Source organism: uncultured Shewanella sp. (assembly GCF_947501225.1).
GTDB lineage: Bacteria > Pseudomonadota > Gammaproteobacteria > Enterobacterales > Shewanellaceae > Shewanella.
This window is the reverse complement of record NZ_CANMUW010000001.1, coordinates 844,637-871,355: the sequence shown is the minus strand read 5'-3', so window position 1 is coordinate 871,355 and position 26,719 is coordinate 844,637. Positions and strand designations below refer to the sequence as shown.

The 26,719-nt window shown below is 49.1% G+C and carries 22 protein-coding genes and 1 pseudogene; 8 read left to right on the top strand and 15 right to left on the bottom strand.

The window, feature by feature from the left end:
* The first annotated feature begins 156 nt into the window (after nucleotides 1-156).
* Nucleotides 157-2,091 carry a B12-binding domain-containing radical SAM protein gene (locus tag Q1B47_RS03565; protein ID WP_299788719.1) on the top strand — a complete coding sequence of 645 codons (1,935 nt, stop codon included), beginning with the start codon at nucleotides 157-159 and terminating at the stop codon, nucleotides 2,089-2,091.
* A 135-nt stretch (nucleotides 2,092-2,226) separates the two neighbouring features.
* On the opposite strand, the gene Q1B47_RS03560 is transcribed toward Q1B47_RS03565, so the two are convergent.
* Together Q1B47_RS03560 and Q1B47_RS03555 are read right to left on the bottom strand one after the other, a co-directional pair.
* Nucleotides 2,227-3,495, bottom strand: a complete 1,269-nt coding sequence (locus Q1B47_RS03560; protein WP_299788716.1) for an FAD-dependent oxidoreductase — start codon at nucleotides 3,493-3,495, stop codon at nucleotides 2,227-2,229.
* Nucleotides 3,496-3,571: 76 nt separating this feature from the next.
* Complete coding sequence (locus Q1B47_RS03555) at nucleotides 3,572-4,612, bottom strand: proline racemase family protein (RefSeq protein WP_299788713.1); 1,041 nt, start codon at nucleotides 4,610-4,612, stop codon at nucleotides 3,572-3,574.
* 181 nt (nucleotides 4,613-4,793) lie between these two features.
* On the opposite strand from Q1B47_RS03555, the gene dapA reads away from it, so the two are divergent.
* The 5 genes from dapA (at nucleotide 4,794) to Q1B47_RS03530 (ending at nucleotide 10,453) form a co-directional block, all read left to right on the top strand.
* Nucleotides 4,794-5,708, top strand: coding sequence for a 4-hydroxy-tetrahydrodipicolinate synthase (gene dapA, locus Q1B47_RS03550; protein ID WP_299788710.1), 915 nt, complete (start codon nucleotides 4,794-4,796; stop codon nucleotides 5,706-5,708).
* A gap of 157 nt (nucleotides 5,709-5,865) precedes the next feature.
* Entirely contained in the window at nucleotides 5,866-6,867 is a 1,002-nt protein-coding gene (locus Q1B47_RS03545) for a 4-hydroxyproline epimerase (protein WP_299788707.1), read from the top strand.
* Nucleotides 6,868-6,922: 55 nt separating this feature from the next.
* Nucleotides 6,923-8,488 carry an aldehyde dehydrogenase (NADP(+)) gene (locus Q1B47_RS03540; protein ID WP_299788704.1) on the top strand — a complete coding sequence of 522 codons (1,566 nt, stop codon included), beginning with the start codon at nucleotides 6,923-6,925 and terminating at the stop codon, nucleotides 8,486-8,488.
* A 133-nt stretch (nucleotides 8,489-8,621) separates the two neighbouring features.
* Nucleotides 8,622-9,293, top strand: a complete 672-nt coding sequence (locus Q1B47_RS03535; protein WP_299788701.1) for a GntR family transcriptional regulator — start codon at nucleotides 8,622-8,624, stop codon at nucleotides 9,291-9,293.
* 95 nt (nucleotides 9,294-9,388) lie between these two features.
* Complete coding sequence (locus Q1B47_RS03530) at nucleotides 9,389-10,453, top strand: ketoacyl-ACP synthase III (RefSeq protein WP_299788698.1); 1,065 nt, start codon at nucleotides 9,389-9,391, stop codon at nucleotides 10,451-10,453.
* A gap of 110 nt (nucleotides 10,454-10,563) precedes the next feature.
* On the opposite strand, the gene Q1B47_RS03525 is transcribed toward Q1B47_RS03530, so the two are convergent.
* The 4 genes from Q1B47_RS03525 to Q1B47_RS03510 all read right to left on the bottom strand — a co-directional run bounded on the left by Q1B47_RS03525 (nucleotide 10,564) and on the right by Q1B47_RS03510 (nucleotide 15,024).
* Entirely contained in the window at nucleotides 10,564-10,737 is a 174-nt protein-coding gene (locus tag Q1B47_RS03525) for a hypothetical protein (RefSeq protein ID WP_299788695.1), read from the bottom strand.
* A gap of 278 nt (nucleotides 10,738-11,015) precedes the next feature.
* A complete protein-coding gene (gene pntB / locus Q1B47_RS03520; RefSeq protein WP_299788692.1) occupies nucleotides 11,016-12,416 on the bottom strand; it encodes a Re/Si-specific NAD(P)(+) transhydrogenase subunit beta in 1,401 nt (466 codons plus the stop codon).
* A 14-nt stretch (nucleotides 12,417-12,430) separates the two neighbouring features.
* On the bottom strand, nucleotides 12,431-13,975 hold the full coding sequence (locus Q1B47_RS03515) for a Re/Si-specific NAD(P)(+) transhydrogenase subunit alpha (protein ID WP_299788689.1): 1,545 nt from the start codon (nucleotides 13,973-13,975) through the stop codon (nucleotides 12,431-12,433).
* 470 nt (nucleotides 13,976-14,445) lie between these two features.
* The gene (locus tag Q1B47_RS03510; protein WP_299788686.1) at nucleotides 14,446-15,024 is read right to left on the bottom strand and encodes a lecithin retinol acyltransferase family protein; all 579 of its coding nucleotides are present in this window, start codon (nucleotides 15,022-15,024) and stop codon (nucleotides 14,446-14,448) included.
* Nucleotides 15,025-15,219: 195 nt separating this feature from the next.
* Between Q1B47_RS03510 and Q1B47_RS03505 the strand changes: the two genes are divergently transcribed.
* Together Q1B47_RS03505 and Q1B47_RS03500 are read left to right on the top strand one after the other, a co-directional pair.
* Complete coding sequence (locus tag Q1B47_RS03505) at nucleotides 15,220-15,753, top strand: heme NO-binding domain-containing protein (RefSeq protein WP_299788684.1); 534 nt, start codon at nucleotides 15,220-15,222, stop codon at nucleotides 15,751-15,753.
* A gap of 64 nt (nucleotides 15,754-15,817) precedes the next feature.
* Nucleotides 15,818-17,584, top strand: a complete 1,767-nt coding sequence (locus Q1B47_RS03500) for an ATP-binding protein (protein WP_299788681.1) — start codon at nucleotides 15,818-15,820, stop codon at nucleotides 17,582-17,584.
* A gap of 12 nt (nucleotides 17,585-17,596) precedes the next feature.
* Here Q1B47_RS03500 and Q1B47_RS03495 read toward each other — a convergent pair whose 3' ends face one another.
* The 9 genes and pseudogenes from Q1B47_RS03495 to Q1B47_RS03455 form a co-directional block, all read right to left on the bottom strand.
* A complete protein-coding gene (locus tag Q1B47_RS03495) occupies nucleotides 17,597-18,277 on the bottom strand; it encodes an exonuclease domain-containing protein (protein WP_299788678.1) in 681 nt (226 codons plus the stop codon).
* Between the two features lie 3 nt (nucleotides 18,278-18,280).
* Complete coding sequence (locus Q1B47_RS03490) at nucleotides 18,281-20,128, bottom strand: DUF294 nucleotidyltransferase-like domain-containing protein (RefSeq protein WP_299788675.1); 1,848 nt, start codon at nucleotides 20,126-20,128, stop codon at nucleotides 18,281-18,283.
* A gap of 183 nt (nucleotides 20,129-20,311) precedes the next feature.
* The gene (locus Q1B47_RS03485; protein WP_299788672.1) at nucleotides 20,312-20,860 is read right to left on the bottom strand and encodes a CDP-alcohol phosphatidyltransferase family protein; all 549 of its coding nucleotides are present in this window, start codon (nucleotides 20,858-20,860) and stop codon (nucleotides 20,312-20,314) included.
* Nucleotides 20,861-21,026: 166 nt separating this feature from the next.
* Nucleotides 21,027-21,284 (bottom strand): annotated as a pseudogene (locus Q1B47_RS03480) (cation acetate symporter); the annotation flags it as partial.
* Nucleotides 21,285-21,379: 95 nt separating this feature from the next.
* The gene (locus Q1B47_RS03475; RefSeq protein ID WP_299788669.1) at nucleotides 21,380-23,098 is read right to left on the bottom strand and encodes a sodium:solute symporter family protein; all 1,719 of its coding nucleotides are present in this window, start codon (nucleotides 23,096-23,098) and stop codon (nucleotides 21,380-21,382) included.
* 27 nt (nucleotides 23,099-23,125) lie between these two features.
* A complete protein-coding gene (locus tag Q1B47_RS03470; protein WP_299788666.1) occupies nucleotides 23,126-23,392 on the bottom strand; it encodes a DUF4212 domain-containing protein in 267 nt (88 codons plus the stop codon).
* Between the two features lie 349 nt (nucleotides 23,393-23,741).
* Nucleotides 23,742-24,368 (bottom strand): thiol:disulfide interchange protein DsbA/DsbL, encoded by a 627-nt coding sequence (locus tag Q1B47_RS03465; RefSeq protein ID WP_299788663.1) that lies wholly within the window; start codon nucleotides 24,366-24,368, stop codon nucleotides 23,742-23,744.
* A 38-nt stretch (nucleotides 24,369-24,406) separates the two neighbouring features.
* Nucleotides 24,407-25,267: an SDR family NAD(P)-dependent oxidoreductase gene (locus tag Q1B47_RS03460; protein ID WP_299788660.1), complete on the bottom strand. Its 861-nt coding sequence runs from the start codon at nucleotides 25,265-25,267 to the stop codon at nucleotides 24,407-24,409.
* An 80-nt stretch (nucleotides 25,268-25,347) separates the two neighbouring features.
* Entirely contained in the window at nucleotides 25,348-26,556 is a 1,209-nt protein-coding gene (locus Q1B47_RS03455) for an HD-GYP domain-containing protein (RefSeq protein ID WP_299788658.1), read from the bottom strand.
* Between the last annotated feature and the right edge of the window lie 163 nt (nucleotides 26,557-26,719).

Below are 26,719 nucleotides of genomic sequence, written 5' to 3'. Positions count from 1 at the left end.
CTCCCCTTTTAATTGGATTAACACGGTCAACGCTGTATCCTCACTTTGAAGTAGAACGGGTATAGTTCATTTGCTAGAATCCACTCCTATTTTATGGCACCTGGATTGGCTGCCACACTCGGCTCGCACTGAGTGTTTACTATTTAAAGGCAGGCTATGACCGTTCTTCTAATGACTCCACCTATGACTCAGCTAAATACGCCCTATCCGGCAACAGCGTATTTAACGGGTTTTTTACGCTCTCATGGTTATGAGGCGGTTCAGCGAGATCCTGCCATAGAGCTTTTCCTGGAGATGATGACAGCGCCGGCGCTGGAGATTATTCGTCAGCATGTGGAGGCAAACTTCGAGCACTTTGAAGACGATGAACTGCCTGATGCGATCTTTAATTTTTTGGCTGAGTTTGACCGTTACCACCTGACAGTTGAGAGCGCTATTCGCTTCTTGCAAGGTAAAGATCCAAGCCTTGCTATGCGTATAAACTCCCGTCGTTTTTTACCTGAAGGTCCGGCGTTTGACGCTATTGCTCAGATGGAAGCAGTATCGGGTGACGTGTTACAAGCGGCCTTTGGCAATCTGGGGGTACAGGATAAAGCCAAATATCTGGCAACTCTGTTTATTAATGATCTATCTAACGTCATTACTCAGGGGGTTGATCCCTACTTTGAAGTGAGCCGTTACGGCGAGCAACTCGCAGCCGCCAACCCAAGCTTTGACAACCTTTACGATACCTTGATGGGGGAGCCGAGTTTCAGCTCGGAAATTTTAGAGCAATTGGTAGAGCAGTATCTGGAGGAAACTCAACCTAGCGTAGTCGCATTAACCGTCCCTTTTCCCGGCAATATGCTAGGCGCCCTGCGTATTGCGCAAACCTGTAAAGCCATCAACCCCGATATCCCCATAGTGATGGGCGGTGGTTTTATCAATACCGAACTGCGCGCGCTGAAGGACCCTCGAGTATTCGAGTTTGTTGATTTTATCTGTCTGGACGACGGCGAACGTCCTTTTATAACGCTGCTGGAATACTTTGAAGGACAACGTGAGATAGACACTTTGGTGCGAACCTATTTCCTCGCAGAAGATGAAAATGGTGAGGTCTACGTACACTTCAATGACAATGATCAGCTCCAGGATATCCCCCAAACCGATGTCGGTGCGCCGATATACGATGGCCTGCCATTGGACGAATACCTCTCTTTGTGTGAAATGCTCAATCCGATGCACCGCATATGGAGCGATGGACGCTGGAATAAACTGACCATAGCTCATGGCTGTTACTGGCGTAAGTGCAGCTTTTGCGATGTCAGCCTGGACTATATCGACCGCTATGATGCCGCTGGCGCCGATATTCTGGTGGATAGAATCGAGGCCCTCATCGAAGAAACCGGAGAGACAGGTTTCCATTTCGTCGATGAAGCCCTACCGCCAAAACTGTTATTTGCACTCGCAAAACGACTCATTGAACGCGGCGTAGTAATTAGCTGGTGGGGCAACATACGTTTTGAAAGGACCTTTAGTCAGGAACGATGTCAACTGCTGGCCGATTCCGGCTGTATCGCCGTCAGCGGTGGGCTTGAGGTTGCCTCGGATCGTCTATTGAAACTGATGAAGAAAGGCGTGAGTGTAGAGCGGGTCGCTCAGGTAACGAAAGCCTTCAGTGATGCAGGTATATTGGTCCACGCCTACTTGATGTATGGTTTTCCAACACAAACCGAGCAAGAAACCATCGATTCGCTAGAGATGGTGCGTCAGATGATGGAGCAAGGGTGTTTCCAATCCGCCTACTGGCACCGTTTTGTGGCCACGGTTCACAGTCCTATTGGGATTAACCCCGAGAAGTTTGGCATCACGCTTACCAAGCGGCCTGAGATCTTATTCGCTGAAAATGATGTAGACTTCATCGATCCTACCGGCACGGATCATAAAATGCTTGGAGTCGGGCTTCGTAAGGCGATCTACAACTATATGCACGGTATTGGCTTTGACCAACCGATGAGCTTCTGGTTTGAACAGAAGGTTGTACGCACTAAGATGAAAAAGGATCTGATAGCAAAAGCGGTTAACAATCTCATCACCAGCGGTGAAGAGTGAACAGCAGTAAAGCATCATCAGAACCTGCTAAATACCAATAGATTAAATCAATAAAGCCGCTGTCTTGCTCAGGAAGACGGCGGCCTTGATGATTGTTGCCAACAGAAAGATGAATTAACAGCGCAATTCGCCCAGCTAGCCAAACCTATCTATCCGGTAGGGGCTCAAGTCGATATCCGTTTGCTGACCTGTCACCTCCTGAGTGAGAAGCTCGGCAGTGATTGCCGACCAGGTTAATCCGAGGTGTTGATGCCCAAATGAGAAGAAAACATTCGACTGCTTCTGACTGCGACCAAGCACCGGCAGACTGTCGGGCAGAGAGGGACGAAACCCCATCCAGCGTGTACCATCTGATACTGACGCTTCAGCAAACAGCTCTGGCAATAAAGCCCGGGCGTGGTGGAAAAGGCAATCGGCACGCGCCTCCACCGGTGGGGCCTTTAATCCACCAAACTCAACGGTGCCGGCTAGTCGGGTCCCGTCACGCATCGGCGTGATGATAAACTTACGGTTATAGGAGGCTACCGGACGGGACAGTCTGCTTTTTTGCGGCATCATCAGGTGATATCCCCGCTCCGTTTCGAGGGGCACTGAGTAGCCCAGCTGTTTAACAAAGGGCTTAGACCAGGCACCGGATGCGATAATGAGCCGGTCTGTATGCCTGCTCTCACCCGAGCTCATCTCCAGCGCTATGGTCGAGTTGGTTTCAGCGGCTTTAACCTGTAATAACTCATCGGTCACAACACGCCCACCTATCTCTTCGAATTTATCTTGCAGCGCAAGACACAATCGATATGGGTCCTCTGTGTGTCCCACATGGGTAAAATAGAGACCATGGCTGATATCCTGACTCAAACAGGGCTCCAGTACTCTTACCTCATCACCGTTCAGAAGCTGCACCTCTACGCCTGCATCGGCATAAGCCCGATACTCTTTTTTCACTTCGTCGACTGGGATGCCTTCGAACACCAACAGGCTGCCATTGAGTGTAAGCAGGTGTTCACAATCACAAAATGCGGTCAAAGACTTCACCGCATCTATGGCTCCCTGGTTCAGTGCCTTAATCGCCGCACTGTTGTGTGCCCGTCGCGCCGGCAACATATTGCGCAGGAAGCGCATAAACCAGGGCAATGCCTTTAAAAAATAGCGGGGCTGGATCCTGAAGGGGCCCAGGGGGTCGAGCAACATGCCAGGCAGCTTAGGTAACATGGCCGGATCGGCTAACGGAAAAACCTGCTCGGTTGCAAAATGCCCCGCGTTGCCCTTAGACGCACCGCTGCCGGCGCCCTCTTTATCGATAACCGTCACAGTGAAGCCTTCACGCTGAAGCTGCAAAGCCACAGACAGACCAACGATTCCCGCGCCAACAACTGTCAAAGTACCAAGCCTGTTGGTGTTATTCATCTCTCTTCTCCACTGATGTTATTTAGAGATACTCTTAACTCTTATACCGGGTACGCCTTGTCAGCGAACATTAATATCAACGCAACATAAAACCGTCTTGGAACAGGTCATCGGGATCGATAAAAAACTGATGCCGGCCAGTGATGAAGGAGCGACCCGAGACTTCAGGGATCACCGCCTGTTTGCCATGAAATTGCGATCTGGACAGCGCGCTGACAATCATTCTGCCACCGACTATGCTCTCTATCATCAAAGGGCTGTTCAGTTCGAGTTCCCCCTTAGCATGCAGTAGCGCAACTCTTCCGGCTACGCCGGTGCCGGTCGGTGAACGATCGACCTCACCATCGGCAAAGATACAGACATGACGAGAATGAGCCTCGGGGTTGGTCACCTGCTTTGAAGTAAATATAGTGCCGTAAAGAAAGCTCAGATCCTTTTCGAGTGGATGAACCAGTGGATGAGCGACCATCACGGCATGCTTGATTCGCCTTCCTACGTCGATAAGCTGAACCACATTATCCTGCGTGCAACTGATCCCATGACGATCTGCATCCACATAGGCGTAATAGGCCCCGCCAAACCCTATGTCGTAACTCACCTCACCCAGTCCCTCGACCATGACACTGCAATCAAGCGCCTCGGCCCATGAGTCTACATTTTGAAAACTGGTACATATCTTCCCCTCGCAGTCCCGGTATGCCTTAGCCGTGATGAGTCCCGCCGGCGCATCTATCTTAATCACCTTAGCCTTGTTACCCAGCTCAATAGCCCCTGTCTCACAGGCCACCTTCACCAGTGCCAAAATGCCATGACCACACATACTGCTGTAACCTTCGTTATGCAGGAAGAGCACACCGAAGTCGGCCCCCGGAGTAATTGGCGGGGTTAACAAGGCTCCATACATATCTGCATGCCCTCTGGGTTCATGCATCAGGATCTTTCGGTATCGATCCAGGTGCCGGCTGACATATTGGCGCATCTCTAAGATGCTACTGCCCTTAAGCTCAGGATAACCTGAGGTGATGATACGCAACGGCTCTCCCTCTGTGTGCGCATCGAGCGTGATGAATTGTTGACATTTGTCGGTAAACTCTTTGGGCAGATGGTTAATCAACATGTCGTATTCCTTTTCTATCTTTTGTATGCAATATATAGTATTTCCAAACCGCAAATACAATTAAACATGAAATGGGGTTTTCTTTCCAGGATTATTGTATACAATATACTATAGGTTTTTTGGAACAGTCCAAAATTCAACACACGTTAATCTGTTTATATAGTGCAAAGAGGTCTTAAACATGAAAGTAAATTGGCAAGGTGTATTCCCGGCAATCTCGACACAATTTAACGATGATGGTTCTATCAACTTTGAATCGAATGCACGCATGCTCGAAGATCTCATTAACGATGGTATCGATGGCATTATCGCGCTGGGAACGATCGGTGAAAATGCCTCTTTAACCAGTGAAGAGAAACGAGAATTTATCAAGCATACCGTTGAAACCGTCAATGGCCGTATTCTGGTGCTTTCCGGCTGTACAGAGAACACAGCAGAGCAAGCGTCTCAATACGCTCAAGATGTTGAAAAATTAGGCGTAGACGGTCTGATGTTACTCCCGGCCATGGTCTATCGGGGTACGGATCGTGAAGTTGTGGCTCATTATCAGTACGTCGCACGTTCGACTACACTGCCTATCATGATCTATAACAACCCTGTGGGATATGGCGTCGACATTAACCTTGAGATGACGGCGATTCTTGCACAGGAGCAGAATATTGTTGCGATTAAAGAGTCAACAACCGATACCCGTCGGCTGACAGAGCTGCAGAGTCGGTTTGGTGATCGCTTTAATATCCTGTGTGGCGTAGATGATATTGCCCTTGAAAGCATCTTCCTCGGCGCTACGGGATGGATATCGGGCCTGACTAACGTCTTCCCCCGTGAATCTGTAACACTTTTCAAGTTGGCTCGTGCTGGCCGCATCGAAGAAGCGCGAGAGATCTACCGCTGGTTTATGCCTCTGCTTCGTTTAGACACTATTCCTACCCTGGTTCAGTGCATCAAGTTTGCAGAGCAGATTGCCGGCCGGGGCAGCGAAAATGTTCGCATGCCGCGTATGACCCTGATAGGTGAAGAGCGTGCATATGTAGAAAAGGTCATGAAAGATGCCATGGCAACCCGTATCGACCTGGACAAGTACAACCTGGATTGATCCATTTACCCGGTTAATACTAACAGTCAGACTAATTCCAAATAGCCAAAAGTCTGCTCCCCACTTTGAAATTATGGTTGAAAACATAGATTAATAACCACCCAGTTTCAATGCTTACCCTACCTAAGGGGGAGTAGCAAAATGGAGTAAGAGTGAGATGTTAAAAGGCACCTTCTTTTGCGTCGATGCTCATACCTGCGGCAATCCCGTTCGTTTGGTCACCAGTGGCCATCCGAACCTTAAGGGTCGCAATATGAGTGAAAAGCGACAAGACTTCCTGAACCATTATGACTGGATCAGAAAGGCATTAATGTTTGAACCCAGAGGCCACGATATGATGTCGGGGGCTTTTTTGTATCCTCCCTGCAGTGACAATGCCGACGCCTCTATCCTGTTTATCGAAACCAGTGGTTGTCTGCCCATGTGTGGACACGGCACTATCGGTACCATCACCGCCGCCATCGAATCGGGTCTGTTAACGGCAAGAGAGCCTGGTAAGCTTGTCATCGATGTCCCCGCGGGGCAGATAAATATCGAGTACCAGCAAACCGGCGAAAAAGTCGACTGGGTAAAGATCTATAATGTCCCTGCTTATCTGGCTCACCGTGATGTATTCCTTGATATTCCGGAGCTTGGCCCGCTCAAAGTCGATGTCTCTTACGGTGGTAACTACTATGTTATCGTAGAGCCTCAGAGCAACTTCCCCGGTTTAAGGCAGTGGACTGCTGCCGATATCCTTCGTTGGAGCCCCATTGTTAGACAGGTCGCCGATGAGCAGCTCAGCTGCGTTCACCCCAACGATGCGACCGTCAGCGGCGTATCACATGTGTTGTGGACAGGTAATACCATTAGTGAAGGTTCAGACGGCGCCAATGCCGTTTTCTATGGTGATAAGGCCATAGACCGCTCTCCTTGCGGCACAGGTACCAGTGCAAGGCTTGCCCAACTTTACGCCAAAGGGGAACTCAAGGTCGGTGACCAATACACCCATGAGAGCATCATCGGTAGTCAGTTTATCGGCCGGATAGAAGCCGCTACGACTGTGGGTGATCACCAAGCCATCCTGCCGAGCATACAGGGCTGGGCCAGGATCACAGGAAAAAACGCCATTACGGTCGATGATAGCGACCCCTATGCATTTGGATTTCAAGTGGTATAGAGCAAATTGATTTAACAGTCGCCTCGACGGCATACGAGGACCTACAGGAACGATTATGACAGATACAATAAAGACAACAGTTAGCGGACAACACTTTATCAATGGTAGTTGGATCGGTCAGGCCGATGCCTTTAACAGCTTCGACCCGGTGAAGAACAGTAAGCTCAATTGGCAGTTTGCCAACGCCTCTGATGATGAAGTTGCTCAGGCGGCAACGGCTGCAAATACCGCCTTCACACAATATCGCTCGAAGACGGCGACCCAGAGAGCCGAGTTTCTCGAGGCCATCGCCGACGAGATCCTGGCCGACATGGATATCATCACCGCGGCAGCTCACTTTGAGACAGGTCTTCCTATGGCACGCCTTCAGGGTGAAACCGGCAGAACCTGTACCCAACTAAAACTGTTCGCCACTCGTTTGCGTGAGCCGCTGGAGCCGCGCTACGTCGACCGAGCTAACCCAGAGCGAGCCCCACTCCCCAAAGCCGATACCCGTCTGGGTGTATTACCTCTGGGTCCTGTCGCCGTATTTGGCGCATCAAACTTTCCCCTTGCCTTCTCAACAGCCGGTGGTGATACGGCATCGGCTCTTGCAGCAGGCTGCACCGTCATCGTCAAGGGGCACCCGGCCCATGCAGCGACCAGCGAACTCGTAACACGCTCCATAGAAAAAGCCATTATTCGCTGTGATATGCCCCAAGGCGTATTCAATCTAGTACAGGGCAATTCGCCTCAGGTATCGACCACGCTGGTCACCCATGATGCAATCAAGGCAGTTGGCTTTACCGGATCTCTGAAAGTGGGCCGTATTCTGGCTGACTTGTGCGCCGCCAGAGCCGAGCCTATCCCGTTTTATGGCGAGCTGGGCTCTACCAATCCACAGTTCCTGCTACCTCAGCTTCTCCAAGCTCAAGCCGAGCAGTTAGCCACCACACAGGTACAATCTATGTTGATGGGACACGGTCAGTTCTGCACCAGCCCGGGCGTGGTTGTGGCGCAAAAGGGAGAGGCACTCAATCGCTATATCGCGACCATGACTGAAAACCTGGCCTCTCTGCCTGCGGCGGCCATGCTGACACCGGGTATAGCATCGACCTACCAAGCCCAGATCGACTCTCTGCTCAACAACGGCGATGTCACCCTGATAGCCCAAGGCCAATCGGCCGAGGCTGCCCACCATACCCGCCCCACAGCGGTTCGGGTATATGCCGATGATTATCTGGCTAACAGTGAGCTGCAGCAGGAGATCTTCGGTCCATGCGCCATCCTGGTTGAGTGTGATAACCCGGAACAGATGCTGCGCATTGCCAATGCACTGGAGGGCCAACTTACGGCGACCATTCATGGCAGTGAGAAGGAGTTGGCAGAGCAAGGCGAGCTAATAGAAACCGTCGCATACAAGGTCGGTCGTATTATCTTCAATCAGATGCCGACAGGCGTCGAGGTGTGTCACTCGATGAATCATGGGGGGCCATACCCTGCCAGCACCGATGGCCGAACCACCTCAGTGGGTAGCGATGCGATGAAACGATTCGAACGCCCTATCTGCTATCAGAATATGCCCGATGCCCTGCTACCCGATGAGCTCAAGAGTGACAACCCTAAGGTGATCTGCTTTTAACAGCAAGAGGGACAATCTCACTGCACAGGCATCAAAATAGATAAAGGGAACACTGTTTCCCTTTATTTATACTTGCTTTAACGGTAATCTTAGGCGGACTAAATAGAATAACGAATAGATAGAAACGGAAAATATGAGCCGATCTACACCAATTATCCATAAAACGCGCACGCAAGTCGTTGTAGAGGTCCTAAGGGAAAAAATTCTATCTGGTGATATAGCTGCTGGTGAACCCCTTCGTCAAAGTGCTTTAGCCGATGAACTTAACGTTAGTCGGATCCCCGTCAGAGAAGCCCTGTTACAACTGGAAGCTGAAGGCTTAGTTAAGTTTGAAGCCCACAAGGGAGCTACCGCTACCGAGTTATCGGTTGAACAGGTCACTGAACTTTTCGAACTACGCGCATTGATTGAAACGGATCTGTTGGCAAAGGCGATCCCTAAGCTTGAAGATGAAGATCTGCTCAAAGCTGAAAAAGTACTCGATGAACTGGAGTCTGCATTCAAACAGGAAGATGCAGTAAGCAGCTGGAGTGAGCTCAATACCCGCTTCCACACCTGCCTGTACAGTCCTGCGGATCGTCCTCATACATTAGAGGTCGTTCATGGGTTAAATACCAACTGCGATCGCTATATCCGCTTACAGCTGTTGCTTGCCGGCGGAATACCACAAGCTGAACAAGACCATAGAGAGTTACTCAGCCTTTGCAAGAATCAAGAGATCGACAAGGCTGTCGAGTTACTGAGAGCGCACATTTTGCATGCAGCCCAGGCAATCCGTGAACTCGTCGCCCAACAGGTGGCTTAGATCACTGTTGGTTAGCTTACGACTTGTTAAGCTTAATTAATTACGTTTGATAAGGCAGAGCCAAGGTTCTGCCTTTTTATTTAAGAGAATAGCAGATGCAGTACGCCACAATCACAGGTTGGGGAAAATGTGTTCCACCAGCAACCCTGACTAACCATGACCTTTCCACTTTTATTGAAACATCAGATGAATGGATCAAACCTCGCACAGGTATCAGTCAACGTCATATCAGTCACGTTGATACCTCAGAGCTTGCATCAGTAGCGGCCAAACGTGCTCTGGCCGCCGCCGGTATCGATGGCAGCGAGTTAGATATGATCATTCTGGCAACGGCCAGCCCGGATACCTTAATTCCTAATATCGCCTCGACGGTTCAAGCCAATGTTGGTGCCTCCTGTGCCGCATTTGATATTAATGCTGCCTGTAGTGGATTTTTATATGGACTCGGTCTGGGTAGCGCTCAGATCAAGAGTGGCCAATGTAAAAAGGTTCTCGTAATCGGTGCAGAGCGCCTCTCCTTCTTCCTGGATTGGTCGCGCCGTGAAACAGCCGTACTTTTCGGTGACGGAGCGGGAGCGGTTGTACTGGAAGCAACCGATGAGAAAGTTGGCGTTTTAGGCTATGAGCTAAATAATGACCCTGCGGGTCGTGACATCCTCAAGGCCGGCTTTGGTACGGCGATGGACAGATTCAATTCAGCATCGCTGGATTTCTATATCGAGTTTAACGGTCAGGAGATCTTTAAGCGTGCTATCGCGGGCATGGGCAAGTTAAGTAAGCAGGTGCTAGAGAAGTGCGACACCTCTAAAGACGATGTCGACTGGGTTATTCCTCATCAGGCAAACGAGCGTATCATCGATACCCTGATCAGCCGTATGAAGATCCCGAAAGAGAAGGCGATTGTTAACATAGCGAATTACGGCAACACCTCTGCGGCAACGATCCCTATCGCTATCTGTGATGCTTTGGAGCAAGGTAAGATTCAGCCAGGCCAGACGATTCTCTCTTGTGCCTTCGGCGCCGGGCTTACCTCTGCAGCGGCACTCATCAAGTGGGGCGATAGAGTGACACCGGTCAATGAAAGTGATGCTGAGCTGCCTCCGTGCGATAAAACCGGTATCGAACTGGTTAGCAGAGCGGTGAAGCACTTCTGCGGCTAATCTCGTAGCTCGTGGCTCGTAGCTCGTAGCTCGCAAGCAAAAAAAACACCAGCGATAAACGCTGGTGTTTTTTTTGAGCCTGGTGTTTTAGTCTAGGTTAGATGTACGGGTCAGTTATAGCCGCGCACATAGATGGTGGTCACCTCGTCGCTGCATAGTGCTTCATTAAAGTGAGATACCAACACCGGCGCTTCACTTTTATTCAGTGCACATTGTACAAACTCACCGATCTGATCAATTAAGTGATTGTTCTGGTCGTTTTTTAAGATATGCTTATTTTCCATGGTAACCCCTCGATAATAATGACATTGATGTCCTACTGATACCATCATCTGAGGCCATAGAGCGGCTTCCCATTCTCATTAAGCACTTAATCAGCATTGGACAAATTTATTCAATCCGGATTTTGATTAAACACCAACACCTGTGGCTTTTAAATACAAAACATTCAAACTTTAGTTTTATTCACTTAAAACATATTTGAATAAGTTTAGTAACCATATTGAAGACAAAAAAAATGCCAGTCATTCGACTGGCATTTACCTTGACTCTTCAGCAGAGATTAGATGCTGGCAAGAATCCTGGACACGCTGTCTTTAGCATCACCAAACAGCATTTCGGTGTTGTCTTTAAAGAAAAGCGGGTTTTGAACGCCGGCATAGCCTGTGGCCATAGAGCGCTTGAACACGACAACGTTTTCAGCGTTCCACACCTCCAGAACCGGCATCCCGGCAATCGGACTACCCGGCTCTTTCGCCGCTGGGTTGACCGTGTCATTAGCGCCGATAACCAGTACAACATCGGTATCGGCGAAATCATCATTGATCTCATCCATCTCCATCACGATATCGTATGGCAGCTTGGCTTCAGCCAACAGTACGTTCATGTGGCCAGGCAAGCGTCCCGCCACCGGGTGAATCGCAAAACGGACATTCACGCCGCGATCACGCAGTTTCTGAGTGATCTCAGCCACCGGATACTGGGCCTGCGCGACCGCCATGCCATAACCCGGGGCTATGATAACGTTACGCGCATTTTTCAGCATATCCGCGACATCTTCAGCCTGAGTCTCACGGTGTTCACCCTGATCATCAACTTTGGTTAGCACTGTGCCACCTTCGGTACCGAAGCCACCCAGAATAACCGAGATAAATGAACGATTCATCGCGCGACACATGATGTAAGACAGGATGGCACCGGAGCTACCCACCAAGGCACCGGTAATGATCAATAGATCATTACCCAACATGAAGCCTGCTGCCGCTGCTGCCCATCCTGAGTAGGAGTTCAACATAGAGACAACTACAGGCATATCGGCTCCGCCAATCGCCGATACTAAGTTGTAACCGAAAACGAAAGCGATCAGGGTCATGATAACCAAGGCGCCGATAGCATCCGTTTGCATATAGTAAGCACCCAGGATAACTGAAGCAGCTATCATGGCCAGATTCAGCCAATGTGCCCCAGGCAGTGCTTTAGGGGCGCTGCTCACCAAGCCACGGAGCTTAGCAAAGGCCACTACCGAACCGGTAAAGGTTACCGCACCGATAAAGATCCCGAGGAACACCTCAACATCATGGATGGTTTTAGCTACTGGATCGATCTGACCCGTTACTGCGTCCATCAGGGAACCGTGATCCAATGTGCTCGAGAAACCAACCAGAACGGCCGCCAAGCCCACGAAGCTGTGCAGAATCGCAACCAGCTCAGGCATCTCTGTCATCTCGACCTTCAATGCCAAACGTACACCGATAGCCGCACCTATGGCCATTGCACCGGTAACAATCCAGCTGTTACCTTCAATTTGTGTACTGGCAAGCGTCGCGGCTATCGCGATAACCATACCGATAATGCCGAATATGTTACCGCGTTGAGCGGTTTCCTGTTTACTTAAGCCTGCAAGACTGAAGATAAACAGGACACCAGCAACCAGATAGGCTGCGCTTAATAATCCTATAGACATGTTCGTCAATCCCCTTAGTCTTTACGGAACATCTTCAGCATACGCTGAGTGACGGTGAAACCACCGGCAATGTTAATCGTTGCAATGAGTATCGCAATACCGGATAACACCAGTACCGCAGTACTATCGCTGTTCATCTGCACTAATGCACCGACGACGATAATGCCACTGATCGCATTGGTCACACTCATAAGAGGCGTATGCAGCGAATGACTCACATTCCAAACCACGTAATAACCAACAACACATGACAGTACAAATACACTGAAATGCTGCAGGAAGTCGGTAGGGGCAGAGTTAGCAATTAAACAAAACAGGCCGGCAGCAACAGTGGCTATAGCAGGCTTGATCCAAGGATTTTTTTTCTTCTCAACCACTTCGACCGGCGCTTCCTCGGCTTTAGCCTGAGGTTGAGCACTGACCTGAATTGCAGGCGGCGGGAAGGTGATCTCACCATCTTTAACTGCTGCTACACCACGAATAACCTCATCATCGAAGTTGATCTCATAGTTACCATCTTTCTCAGGCACCATTAACTTAAGTAGATTGACTAAGTTAGTACCATAGAGCTGACTCGCTTGCGCCGGCAGGCGACGTGAAAGTTCGGTATAACCGATAATGGTCACATCGTTGACAACAGTGACTTCTCCGGGAACCGTCAGTTCACAGTTACCGCCATTGGCCGCAGCCAGATCGACAATAACACTACCCGGCTTCATTAAGTGAACCATATCCTCGAGCACGAGCTTAGGTGCAGGCTTACCCGGAATGAGCGCGGTGGTGATAATGATATCGACATCTTTGGCTTGCTCACGAAACAGCGCCATCTCAGCATCGATAAACTCTTTACTCATCACTTTGGCGTAACCGTCACCTGAACCCGCTTCCTCTTCGAAGTCCAGCTCCAGGAATTCGGCGCCCATTGAGTTAATCTGCTCTTTCACTTCAGGACGGGTATCGAAGGCTCGAACAATCGCACCTAAGCTACCGGCAGCGCCCAGCGCTGAAAGACCGGCAACACCCGCACCGATAATCAATACTTTTGCCGGCGGCACTTTACCAGCGGCAGTGATTTGACCGGTAAAGAAGCGACCAAAATGGTTAGCCGCCTCGATGACAGCACGATAGCCATCAACATTTGCTAAAGAGCTACGCGCATCGAGTGATTGGGCACGAGAGATACGTGGTACCATATCCATGGCGAGCAGGTTGATACCTTTACTCTTAAACTTTTCGAGTAGCTCAGGGTTCTGCGCTGGCCATACAAAACTTGCAACTGTCGAGCCGGCTTTCATTAAATCGGCTTCGTCAACGCCAGTGTCTGCATTGATACCAGGTGCATTGACCTTTAGTACGAGATCAGCCTGAAACGCTTGTTCGAGGCTAACAACCTCTGCACCCGCTTCTTGATACGCTTCATCTTTGAAGTTAGCCGCCTCTCCGGCACCGCTTTGTACCACAACACTGAAGCCTAATTTCTTAAGCTGTACCACAGTGGCTGGTGTTGCGGCTACCCGGCTCTCCTGCGCGAGGATCTCCCTTGGTATTCCGATTTGCATAGTTATTTCCTGGTGTCGATATTAATGTTTTCAACTGCTGTTATCGGAAAACCTAACCCGATAATACAGTTGCTAATATTTATATTGTTTATGACAAAAGCAACAGATAGGGCGTGTTGCTACCGCTGAAAGTGACTAAGCATTCAGTCACGCGCGTCATAAAACCTATCAACAATACCAAGATATTTGCGTTATGGGTCAATAATTTTCAATTTTTGAGGCTGAGGTCAATTATTTTTGTATGGATGTTTGTTAGTGAACTGCTGTCAATCACCTTCTCGTCTTACTTATTAACAATTGTTATCAGTTTCATCTAGATGGCGAGATATTTTATTTGAATTTTTCGTGGTAAATCGATTATGTAAACATAATTCATGCCCACTGTTCTCAAAATAAGGTCAATCGAACGATCAATTCGAGGTGAAGCCTATTTAGGCGCGTTGTTGTGGCGGAATTTAAGAAGTTCGCTCTCACAGTCGCACCTCATCCCAATAGATCTGCTGCCTGAAATGGGTGGCCAACCGAAGATTCAGATCATTAAAGCTTGGCAGGGGCACCTCGCTCCCCGTCAGACAGGACCAGACAAAACGATGACAGTTATTGTCGAATAGATCATATTCCCGGTATTGAAAGATCGCCGACTCGGCGCGCTCCAGGATATCGGCATCGACAAGGGGTTGATGATCGTGACTGCAGGCAATATAGATCTTTGTCCCGGTCCGCCCCGCCAGAAACCGGTTTGTCGAAACCGCCCGAATCAACCCGCTTCCGTGAAGCTCGATCAGAATATGGTCATCGAGCCAGATACCTGTGTGTTCAATCATGCCATAGACGAAACAGCAGATAATGGCTCCGGGTTGTGGCGTTACCTTTTTATGGCCCGGATGCCACAGGCTCGGCTTCAACGCAACATGTTGATTGCTCTCGGGGATAGAGGGCGCCGTTCCCAACCGGCGTTGATGCTCCAACCGATGGCGCTTTTCCCGCCTATCGGCTAACACCATCGCACCTAAGGTTGCCCCACCGAGCCAGATTAAGGGTAGTGCCATCGAGTTGCTCCTCTCTCATCGACCTTATTGCGACAGTATGTCTTCTTAGGGCAGGTGTGAATGAGAAAAATGTAACCGCTTTTTTCTTATGCTCATTTAGCCCCGCCCAGCCCCAATTTCATAACCTGACCGATATATTGAAAAAACCAGCGCTATACACTAGCTTTTACATTACAGCTCCGTAAAAGGAAGATTATGAAAGGCATTATTTTTTCTGAGTTTATCTCACTCGTTGAAGACAAATTTGGTCTGGAGACATGCCAGAGCATGCTGGATGAAAACGCAGATCCCGGTATCTACACTAGTGTTGGAACTTACGATCATCGAGACCTGATAAAATTAATTAACAGCCTAAGCAAATTAACCGGTATCTCCTGCCCCGCTCTGCAACAGGTATACGGTGAATCGGTTTTCAGGCACCTGTTTGACAGCATGCCGGCACTCGAGGGAAAGTACGAGAATACGTTTGATTTTATCAAGAGCGTCGAAGTGTCGATTCACTCCGAAGTAAAGAAACTCTACCCTCAGGCCAAGCCTCCCAGGTTTAGCTTCATCTCTGAAACCTCCTCGGAACTGGTTATGGATTATCACTCCGCCCGCTGTCTATCCCATGTCTGCTTTGGACTGATTAAAGGTTGCGCCAACTACTTCAATCAGGAGGTTGCTATAGATATGGCGCCGTTATCGCAGGATAACTCTGAAGTGCGTTTCACTATCACCTATGTTTAATCATTCGGTTTTTCATCCACTCCTTAATATCAGTATCGGGATTAATCAATGAAGGTAGTAGAGTATGTCAGAAGATGAGAGAGTGGATTTACTTAAACAGATAACGCTACTCACTAAAAAAGTACAGAGGGAGAATCAGACCAAGGTCGAGGCAGAGAGACTGCTGGAGGAGAAGAGTCGCGAGCTCTTTCTTGCCCAAAAAATTGTAGAGGACAATTTGCTCACAATTAAGAGCCGTTCAGAGCAGGATATTGCTCTGCTGCACTTGAAAAGCCATTTAGAGTCTATATTACTCGAGTTTAATCAGATGTTTCTGAAAGAGCACCCCTCAGGTAAGCAGCTCCAACGCCTTGTCGACCACATCGCAGATATTGAGTATATACAAGCGTGTCAGTTGACCCTGTCCATCGCCGACGGAGCACTCATAAATAGCCAGTTTAACGCCGGGCCTCCCATCGATTTGTTACATGAAGCGGTTCAGGAGCAACCATGCCAGTGGAGCGATGATGGCTACCGGCTCAGCGTGATCATTCAGGGTGGTACACAACAACTGGGGAGATTAGGGCTGCTCTTAAATACGCCGGCTTCCTGGCAAGAGACCATAGAGAAGCAGATACTGCTGTTTTGCGATATGCTCCGCTCGGCCTATGAGCGCCAGGCATTACTGAATCGAACACTGGAGGAGAAGCGCAGAGCCGAACAGTCTGAGCGAACAGCCAGAGACTTTGTAGCGATGATAAATCATGAGCTGCGTACCCCCCTCAGTGGTCTGCTTGGCAGTGCCGATCTGATGCGGGACACTCAGATGACGCCCCAGCAACAACAGCTGCTAAAGACGATGCACCAATCCGGTGAACTACTGGAGGTGATCATTAATGATCTTCTCGATATCAGTAAGATCAATGCTGGTATGCTGAAGATCATGGACGTTAAGTTCAGTCCCGAGCAACTGTGTTTGATGATCCAAAACATATTTACCACTAAGACGACAGAGTTGGGGCTGACTTTCGAGTTTTCATACAGTAACCAGCTGCCGGCCCAGTTAATAGGCGACCCGGACAGGATAAAGCAACTATTCGTAAACCTGATTGGAAACGCAATCAAGTTTACTGACAAAGGCAAGATATCGGTCAACATCGATTGGGCTGAGGAGCGGTTCATCTTTACCATTTCCGATTCCGGCTGCGGGATACCCGAAGATAAACAGGCTAACATCTTCGAACCCTTCATCCAGGTCAATAACAGCAACAACTCCCATGAGGGCACCGGCTTAGGACTCGCTATCTGCAAACTACTGGTCGACGAGATGAAGGGCGATATCTCACTCGATAGCGGCCTGAACAGGGGATCTACATTCTCGGTCAGCCTGCCGCTGAAAGCCTCAGAAGATCCCCCTGTTCTCTCTTCTGATGAAGAGGTGGATTTGCCACTGGACAGGCTTAGCGTACTGGTAGTCGAAGACAGTGAAGTCAATCGGTTACTCATCTCTTTGATGCTGGGAAAACTGAAGATCAAACCCTTTATGGCCAATAACGGCCAGCAAGCTGTCAGCTTTTTAGCCGATAAAGCGGTCGATATTGTGCTCATGGACTGTCGAATGCCTGTCATGGATGGTTTTGAAGCGACCAGACAGTTACGACAATCGCACTACCGAAGGCCTATCATCGCACTGACCGCCAGCACCACATCGCTCGAAATAGGTAAATGCTATGAAAGTGGCATGGATGAGATAATCTACAAACCATATAAGTTAAATGATATCAAGAAGGTACTAACCAAATGGTACCAAAAGTTACTCGACAATAATCAAACAGACAAGAACTTAGGTTAACCCATCACGACCTCAGGAGAGATGGCACAGCTCCGCGACGCTCACCTGATGCTGTTCACCCAGAGCAGCAACCTGAGCCAGCAGGAGTTCACCACATGCTAAGGCATCGACGAGTGCACTATGAGCAGCGTAAACAGGTAGATCATATCGACTTCTGCAGGCTCCCAGTCGAAGCGTCCCCTCTTTAAGCACATCCTGTTGCCTGAGTAAACGCTTGCGCTCGAGGGCCAGAGTATCGATCGCCAATAATTTAACCGACACCCCGGTAACCCGTTTAATTGCCGTCTGCAGAAAACCTAAGTCCAGGGGGGAATGATGGGCAACCAGCAGCTTTCCTCTGGTACGAGCCAAGAACCATTCGACAGCGGAGTCTATCGATACCCCATCTTGCAATTGATGATCTACGATACCATGAATAGTTGCGCTATCCCCTACACTGCCGTTTATCTGAATCAAACGTTGTTCAGCGCGATTGAGTTGCAACATCCCATTCTCTATCGGAATTAAGCCGATGCTCAATATCTGATCCCTATCTGGATCTAACCCCGTCATTTCGAGATCGACTGCCATCAGGGACGACTCTGAAAACAGCTGTCCGACTGCGGGGATGAGTGAACGATAGTACTGTTTACTCAAATCGGAACGGCTCACAAATGCCCGCCAGCATAGTTGTGACCGCAGAGCAAAGCCCATCACCTAAAAGCTCCTCGTAAACTTAAGCTTAATCCCGGCCTGAGCATCGTGAACAACTTTAAATGCATCACGCAGCTGGTGACGAACCAGAGAGGAGAGGTTCTGAGGTATGAGGTAGTTGGAGAGGTCCTGAGAGTGAGTGTACTGGTAACCTTGATTCGACAGGCGCATATGGGCGATAAACTCATGGGCATCCGCCAGATTAAGGGCATCCTTACGATTCATGATATTGCTCTCCATCAGAGCACGGATCCGTTTGGAGGTGTTTACCTCTTTAATCCCGGCCGACAACGCATAAACCCGGGCGATATCGTTTATCAATGCATTACCCTTATGTTTCAGATCGATCCCCTTCACCTCGCGCCCGTCCCGCTCAAGCACAAACTTTTTAAAGAAACCTAAAGGCGGAGACTCCTGCAGTGAGTTGGCTGTCATTCCGGCAAGAAAGATATCATTGTCTTTAGTCTGTGCCAGCACCCTATCCTGCAAGCTATCAAACAGGGAACTAGGGCCATAGACGGAGCGCATATCGAAGAAGATACTCGCATGCATAAGCGCCTTTGGCTCTGGGGTATTCACCCACTTATCGAAGCGTTGCTGCCACTGGGTCAAAGTGAGACGCCACTTGGGGTTTTGCGCCATGATATCGCCGGGACAATAGATATAACCACACCGGTCCAGGCCGTTACAGACCGCCTTGGTCAAAGCCTCGAAATAGCCTGCCGCCGCCTCATCGGGTTCATGGGCCAGCAGTAAGCCATTATCCTGATCTGAACACGCCGCCTGATCCTGTCGCCCCTGAGAACCGAACGCCAACCAACAAAAAGCCATGGGCGCCTCACCGAGCAGCTGTTGGTTAAGAACGATAAGGCGACGGGTAAGGGCATCGGTTACCGAGGTCAGCACCCGGCCAATCTCCTCCGCTCTGGCATCGGCACTGATAAGGTTCTGTAACAGCAGTGGGATCTGCTTGCTGACTGTTATCAGACTTTCAAGATCGTTTTGACGCTCAATCTCACCGATCAACAGCAGAGGTTGTGAACTTTGTCCACGCAGGATATCGGTACTGGTCAATACTCCCACGGCACGCTCATCATCGAGGATAGGCAGATGGTGAATACCATGCTCACTCATCAGCAGCATCGCCTCAAACACCAGGGAGTTTGAGGTCAGGGTTTTAGGTTGGGTCGTCATCGCCTGATGAACGGGTAAACTTCCATCCAACCCTTCGGCTAACACCCGGTTTCGCAAATCCCTGTCGGTCAAGATCCCACAAAGCTTGTCATTATCTGTCACTAATACCGATGAGACCCTTGCCAGGCGCATCTTGCGGGCGGCTTCACTAATCGTTGCGGTAAAATCGATAACCAAGGGGTCACCCGACATCAAAGAGCTAACCCGGTTGGTGGTCGTTAACTCTTTTGCCTTAAACCGTGCCTGATGACGCAACCGTTTAGCGAACGCGCGGTTGAAGAACCGATCGAACTGTCTGCTCTCTACTCGAAGATAATCGAAGGTATCGGGATCCAGATGGTACACCAGCCCATCTTCGAGGATCCGCACCCGGTTACTCACCTTCTCCCCGGACAACAGAGAGGGAAAGCCGAAATAATCTCCCTCCCCTAATCTGTCCAACAACTCACCGTCGTTATCCCGTACCTCGAAAGCACCGCTGCGAACGATATAGAGCTGAGGGTGGCTCTCATCGAGCGGAACGAACGCCGATGATTTACTGTAGTAGCCGACGCTCAGGCTTCGACAGCAACGCTCGAGTGTCGCGACATCCAGAGTATCGAAGGGAACCTGAGCCTTAATAAAATCGGTAATGGGTTGAAGCTCACTTGCATCCATAGCGTGTCACCAGAAAAAGCAAAAAGAGATACAGATAGCAAAACTATACCTAATTCAAAAAGCTACAGATATTCGACTTATGGAGCAGTTAGCATTATCTGATGAAGCGGAACCGATATATGAAAGGAGGGAGAAACACTTACAGTAGGGCAAGAAATAAGAGCTAACTAACTGAAATAAAGGTTATGACAGTGCCTTACGCCCCCAAACATAGAGGTAGTGCCCACCACTGATAAAGGCCATCACGATCAGTGACCACATGCCCGCCTGATAGATTACCTCTGATAAGAAGGGATACACCTTGTCGGTTAGCAGCATCAAGGCAAAGGTGATCTGCACGAAGGTGCTCAACTTTCCCCAGACACTCGGGGCTATCTCATAGCGGCCAAATTGCCAGTGATAGAGAAGTGCGCCACAAACAATCAAGAGATCTCTAATCACGACGATTATCGCCACCCACCACGGTAATAGTTCCACTATGGCAAAAGAGACATACACACTGATCAGCAACACCTTATCGGAGATAGGATCGACAATCGCACCATATCGGCTTACCGCATTTAATTTTCGGGCTAAAAAACCGTCGATGCCGTCACTGAGCCCGGCAACCAAAGCAATCCATAGTACCGCGCCATAATCCTCCTTCAGAATCATCAGACAGATAGGCACAGCAAGGATCAGACGCAGTGTCGTCAACATATTAGGAAGCTGCTTGATTACTGAACCGGTCATAACCTATTAACCATCCTGGATAAAGTTTGCCTGTTCTTAGTATATCCGCTACGACTCAAAGTGCGCATATTGAGCTCATCTTAATTGTCTGGAGCTAAACCCCACAAAAAAAAGAGCGCCGGAGCGCTCTTTTTATCTTACTTGGTATCAAACTCTTAATCAGACGTTAGTGATCGTGTGCCTCACCCGCTCCTTTAGGGAAACGGATCGACTCAACCATATCGACGACATTCTGTGGTACCGCTGCCGTAACCTTGCTGACACCGTAAGCGACAACGAAGTTAACCACCATACCCAGCATACCCATACCCTCAGGAGAGATCCCCAGGAGCCAGTTGTCGGCATTGTTCAGTTCAGGGTTAACGAATTTGAAGTAGACGATATATGAGGCGGTGAACAGCAGACCCGTTATCATATCGGCCATGTTGACCTCTGCATTTGTCTGGAGCTCCCCCCCCACAAAAAAAGAGCGCCGGAGCGCTCTTTTATCTTACTTGGTATCAGACTCTTAATCAGACATTAGTGATCGTGTGCCTCACCCGCTCCCTTAGGGAAACGGATCGACTCAACCATATCGACGACATTCTGTGGTACTGCAGCCGTAACTTTACTGACACCGTAAGCGACAACGAAGTTAACCACCATACCCAGCATACCCATACCCTCAGGAGAGATCCCCAGGAGCCAGTTGTCGGCATTGTTCAGTTCAGGGTTAACGAATTTGAAGTAGACGATATATGAGGCGGTGAACAGCAGACCCGTTACCATACCTGCAATAGCGCCCTCTTTATTAATCGTCTTAGAGAAGATACCCATGATGATTGCAGGGAACAGAGACGATGCCGCCAGACCAAACGCAATTGCAACAACCGCCGCAACGAAGCCCGGTGGATTAATACCGAAGTAACCCGCCATGATAATACCCAGAGCAGCAGCAATTCGCGCAAACAACAGCTCCTTCTTATCCGAGATATCGGGCATAAAGTTCTTCTTCAACAGGTCGTGAGAAACCGAGGTCGAGATCACCAACAGCAGACCCGCAGAGGTAGACAATGCAGCAGCCAAACCACCCGCAGCAACCAAGGCGATAACCCATGCCGGTAGTTGAGCGATCTCTGGCGTTGCCAGTACCATGATATCGCGGTCAATCTTCATTTCGCTCTCGGCACCTTTGGCATAGTAGATCTTGCCATCGGCATTCTTATCATCCCACTTAATCAGACCGGTATTTTCCCAGTTCTTAATCCACTCCGGTGCAGTTTCATAGGCAACACCCGTAGAGTCAGGACCGTTAATGGTCTCAATCATATTTACACGGGAGAATGCCGCTAATGCTGGAATAGTTGTATACATGATAGCGATGAATACCAACGCCCAACCCGCCGATACACGTGCATCTTTAACCTTAGGCACAGTGAAGAAGCGTACGATTACGTGTGGCAGACCGGCAGTACCGAACATCAGGGCGCCAGTGATGAAGAATACGTCGATCATGCTCTTGGAGCCTTCGGTATATTGGGCAAAACCAAGTTCGGTCGACAAGCCATCGAGCTTATCCAGCAGATACGTGCCGGTACCGTTACCCGCGGCATCGATAAGCTCAGCACCGAAACCAACCTGTGGCAAGATGTGCCCCGTCATCATGACAGAGATAAATATTGCAGGAACCATGAAAGCGAAGATTAATACGCAATATTGAGCAACCTGAGTATAGGTAATGCCCTTCATGCCACCCAGTACGGCATAGAAGAAGACCACGGCCATACCGATATAAACACCGGTATCGACATCAACCTCGAGGAACCTTGAGAATACAACACCTACACCACGCATCTGACCGGCGATGTATGTGAAACAGATGAAGATGGCACATACCACAGCTACGGTACGCGCAGCCTGAGAGTAGTAACGATCGCCGATAAAGTCAGGTACGGTAAACTTACCAAACTTTCGAAGATATGGAGCCATACACAGCGCCAGTAGTACATAACCCCCTGTCCAACCCATCAGGTAAACAGAACCATCATAACCAACAAACGAGACGATACCCGCAAGTGAAATAAATGACGCCGCCGACATCCAGTCTGCCGCAGTCGCCATTCCGTTCATTACAGGGGGGACACCTCCACCTGCCACATAAAATTCTTTCGTCGATCCGGCTCTACTCCAGATCGCGATTCCGATATATAGGGCAAACGTCACGCCCACGATTAAATACGTTAAAGTTTGTACATCCATCTCACGGCTCCTCTCTTAGGTCGAATGTTAGTCTTCGTGAACATCATATTTCTTGTCTAATGCATTGGCCTTGGCCACATAGACAAAAATCAGCGCGACGAACACATACATTGCACCCTGCTGCGCAAACCAGAATCCTAATTTGAATCCCATGAAATGGATCTCATTCAGGACATCGACCAATAAGATGCCGCACCCAAATGACACTGCTGCCCAAATTGCTAATAACCCGAGCACTAGACGCAAATTCTCGCGCCAGTACCCGTCTGCCTTTTCGTTACTTTCAAAACTCATAGCGACTCCCCTGTGCTGGTTTTTATATTAAAGTCATAGTTAATCTAACAAGCATGGGCGATACAACAATCGCGACCTTAGTCTAACGTTGGCGGCAACTTAGTATAACGAAAACATCAATAATGATACTTTACAACAACTTGCAAGTTGACGTCGGCGTCAACTTGCAATTTTAAAACGCGTTGACCTTAGACTAAGGTAGGAGGAAAATTAGAGAGTAATGAAGAATGTTTTTAGTGAAATTCGCAGAAACGTGCAATTTTTAAACATAACTATAACGGCAAAACCCGCAAAAATGCGGGCTTTGACGCAAACGATTTTGTCTCAAACAGAAACGATAAACTGACGCTTACTCCTCCAGCGTCGACAAGTAAGTTACAAGTTCGGCCAGCTCTTGTGCGCTTCGCTCCTTAGACTTGATAAGGTACCTGCCGTTAACCAATAGTGATGGTACGCCACGGATCCCGGCGAGCTGAGCCTGAGTATCATAATTAGAGATGGCGAGGCTGGCATCGGCCGAATTCATCGCGCTCTCCACCTTCTCGGCACTGACCCCTTGCTGTACAAAGTAGTCTCTCAGCTGCTCGGGTCTGGTAAACGCGCCCTGTTTCTCGTGTATGCGCTTGAAGATATTGCCATGAACCTGCGGCGTTATCTTAAACTTTTGCGCCAGGTAGTAGGCTTCCTGACTCAAGATCCAACTGGGGCGTCCGGCGCCGACGGGCGTTCTGCTGAACTCCACCTTTCCTTCGAGTAATTCAATAGTTTGTTCGAACAGATGATCCTGACGATAGCAGTGACCACAATTATATGAGAAAAACTCCCTGACTACCGGAGACTTTACCTCGGGGATCCCCCGAATCTGAACGTAGTCGTCCCCTTCGACAAATGTCTGAGCCTCGACTCTGTTAAACATCATCATACTGAGTGCGGCAAAAAGCAGTAATGTAGTTAAAGGCCACTTGATTGTGTTCATCGTCTCTTCCTGGATTTATACATCAATAAATTAATTGCTCAGCATTCACCAAGCATGTCGAAAGGATCGTCATAGCGATATTGAAAATCTAAATCGGCAGAGATCTTACTGCCGTCGATACTCTTACCCACCTGCTCCTCTTCGTTAAAGGTTGGCGCTTTAAGCGCGATCGACTCGGCCGCCACTGAGTAGAAAGCCTCGCGCCCCGGGTGTTGATTGGCACAGATGTTATAAACGGGCGACACTGGCCTGGCCGATAAAATGCAAGACACGGCACCGATACAGTCGTCTAAATGCACTAAGTTAATCGGTGCAGCCCTGCCGGATAAATTTTGCTTACCCGCTAAGAATCTTCCGGGATGACGCCCCGGCCCGACTAAGCCGGCAAAGCGGATAATGCAGCTGTCAGGAAGCTCTCTGAACAGATTCTCGGCTTCAAGCAATACCTCGCTCGAAGGGGAGTGCATCGCCGCATCATCTTCTGTCACAGGCTTTTCTGAAGCGGGGTAAACACCGGTTGTGCTGACAAAGATGATTCTCTGGTAGACATGCCCGGCCATTAATCGCTTCAAAAAGCCCAGACGTTTCAGGTAAGCACCGGGAGATTTAACCATTGCCGGAGGAATATTGATAACGATAGCCTGCGTATGAAGATGTTGATGCAGCTCAGTTAATGTCGGCTCATCGAATCCCGGCTCTCCCTCTTCAATCACAACGCCGTTAAATTGTTGCTTATCGAAATCCAGACTAAAGCCTGAAATTCCATCAAGAGTTAAAGCCGCTGCCGCATCTGCCTTCCGTTTACTACCACTGACAACATAACCCTGTTCAACTAGTGCCTTTGCCAGTGGTAACCCAAACCAACCACAACCTACAATACTGACCGTTTTAATCTTCAAGCTCACTCTTTCCTAAAGGTTGTATCACATTCCCAGATGTTTATAACATCCACCCTATAACTATGACAAAAAGATGAGCTTTACTCTTTCGGCACTCCGCTGAAATAGAAGCTGATCCCCATATCGGCCTGCAGGGACCTCATCGCCCCCTCTGATAACTCTTCAAGTTTCAGCACTCTCTCGACGAATACCCCCTCCTGAGCCAGAAAACGCAACGCTGCATCGCTGCCATCGGCGTTGCAGGCCCAAACCTGAGGCTGTTTAACCTCTTTGGTGGTCATCATAACCTTGCCTACGGTTTCGTCGGAAAGCTCTACGATTGTACCCGGCGGGTAGATCCCCAAAATTTTAACCAGAACGGCAATCAGTGCCTCGGCGTGTTTTCCGGCTCGGTTTTTGAACAGATAGCCTAAGGCGACCTGCGGCGAGCGTAACTCCTCGGTCCAAAGCTGCCTGTCATAATCGTTTGCCAGACTGACGATCTGAGTCACAATCGGGATCTTATTGCCCTTTAAGCCATCGGGGAATCCGGTGCCATCGATAAACTCATGATGATGCAACACGATATTCAGTACCATTTCAGGATACAACCCCGTCTTGTTGAGCATATCATAGCCGAAGTTAGGGTGTTGTTTCATGAAGTTAGCTTCATGATCGGTCAGTGGTCCCTTCTTGCGGCGAATGATATCCGGCACCCTGAGTTTACCGATATCATGATAGAGGCAGCCTAATGCGATATCTCTCATATCAGACTTAGGCAACTCCATCGCCTTGGCAATCATGAGTGCAACGACGGCTACCGAGATACCGTGCTGAGTGATACTGGCATCGCTCTCGCCGGCACTGACCAGAGCGAGAAACGGAGTCTCAACTTCAGACATATGCTCGAGCAGATCTTCGACCAAGGCAGCCGAATTTCGGTAAGCCCCCTCGGGATCACTGGCTACCTTACTGAATGATGAACGGCTCTCGTTGACACACTTCATAAACCTCTGTTGACTCAGTCTCAACGACTTTCGAACCAACATCTTCTTATCAACCTGTGGCTTAGCCTCTTCAACGACCTCCTCTTCAACCCTTTCGGCTTCTGCCTGTTCGATGATCTCTTCACCGGAGAGGAGTATCACATAGGGAACACCTAAACTCTTGATAAGCTCTATCTGAGCTTCTTCTTTAATTTCGACACGGTTAAACAGGAAAGGATGATTCTTCCAGGAGAGGGGTAATTTTACTGTGATCCCGATCTGTAGCTTATCTAAGGGTAAATGTATCTGCTCGGCTTTAGCCACCAATGCAACTCCTTTGTAACACCTGTACGAGAGATCCTGAATTGTTCAAGATTTCCTTCCCTGCTCCGGTTTCAGCATTAGGTTACAAGAAAAACCAATGGTGAAAACCTACTGAACTTAATGACATAACTATAGAGCATTAACAAAAAATCTTAAGTAAAAA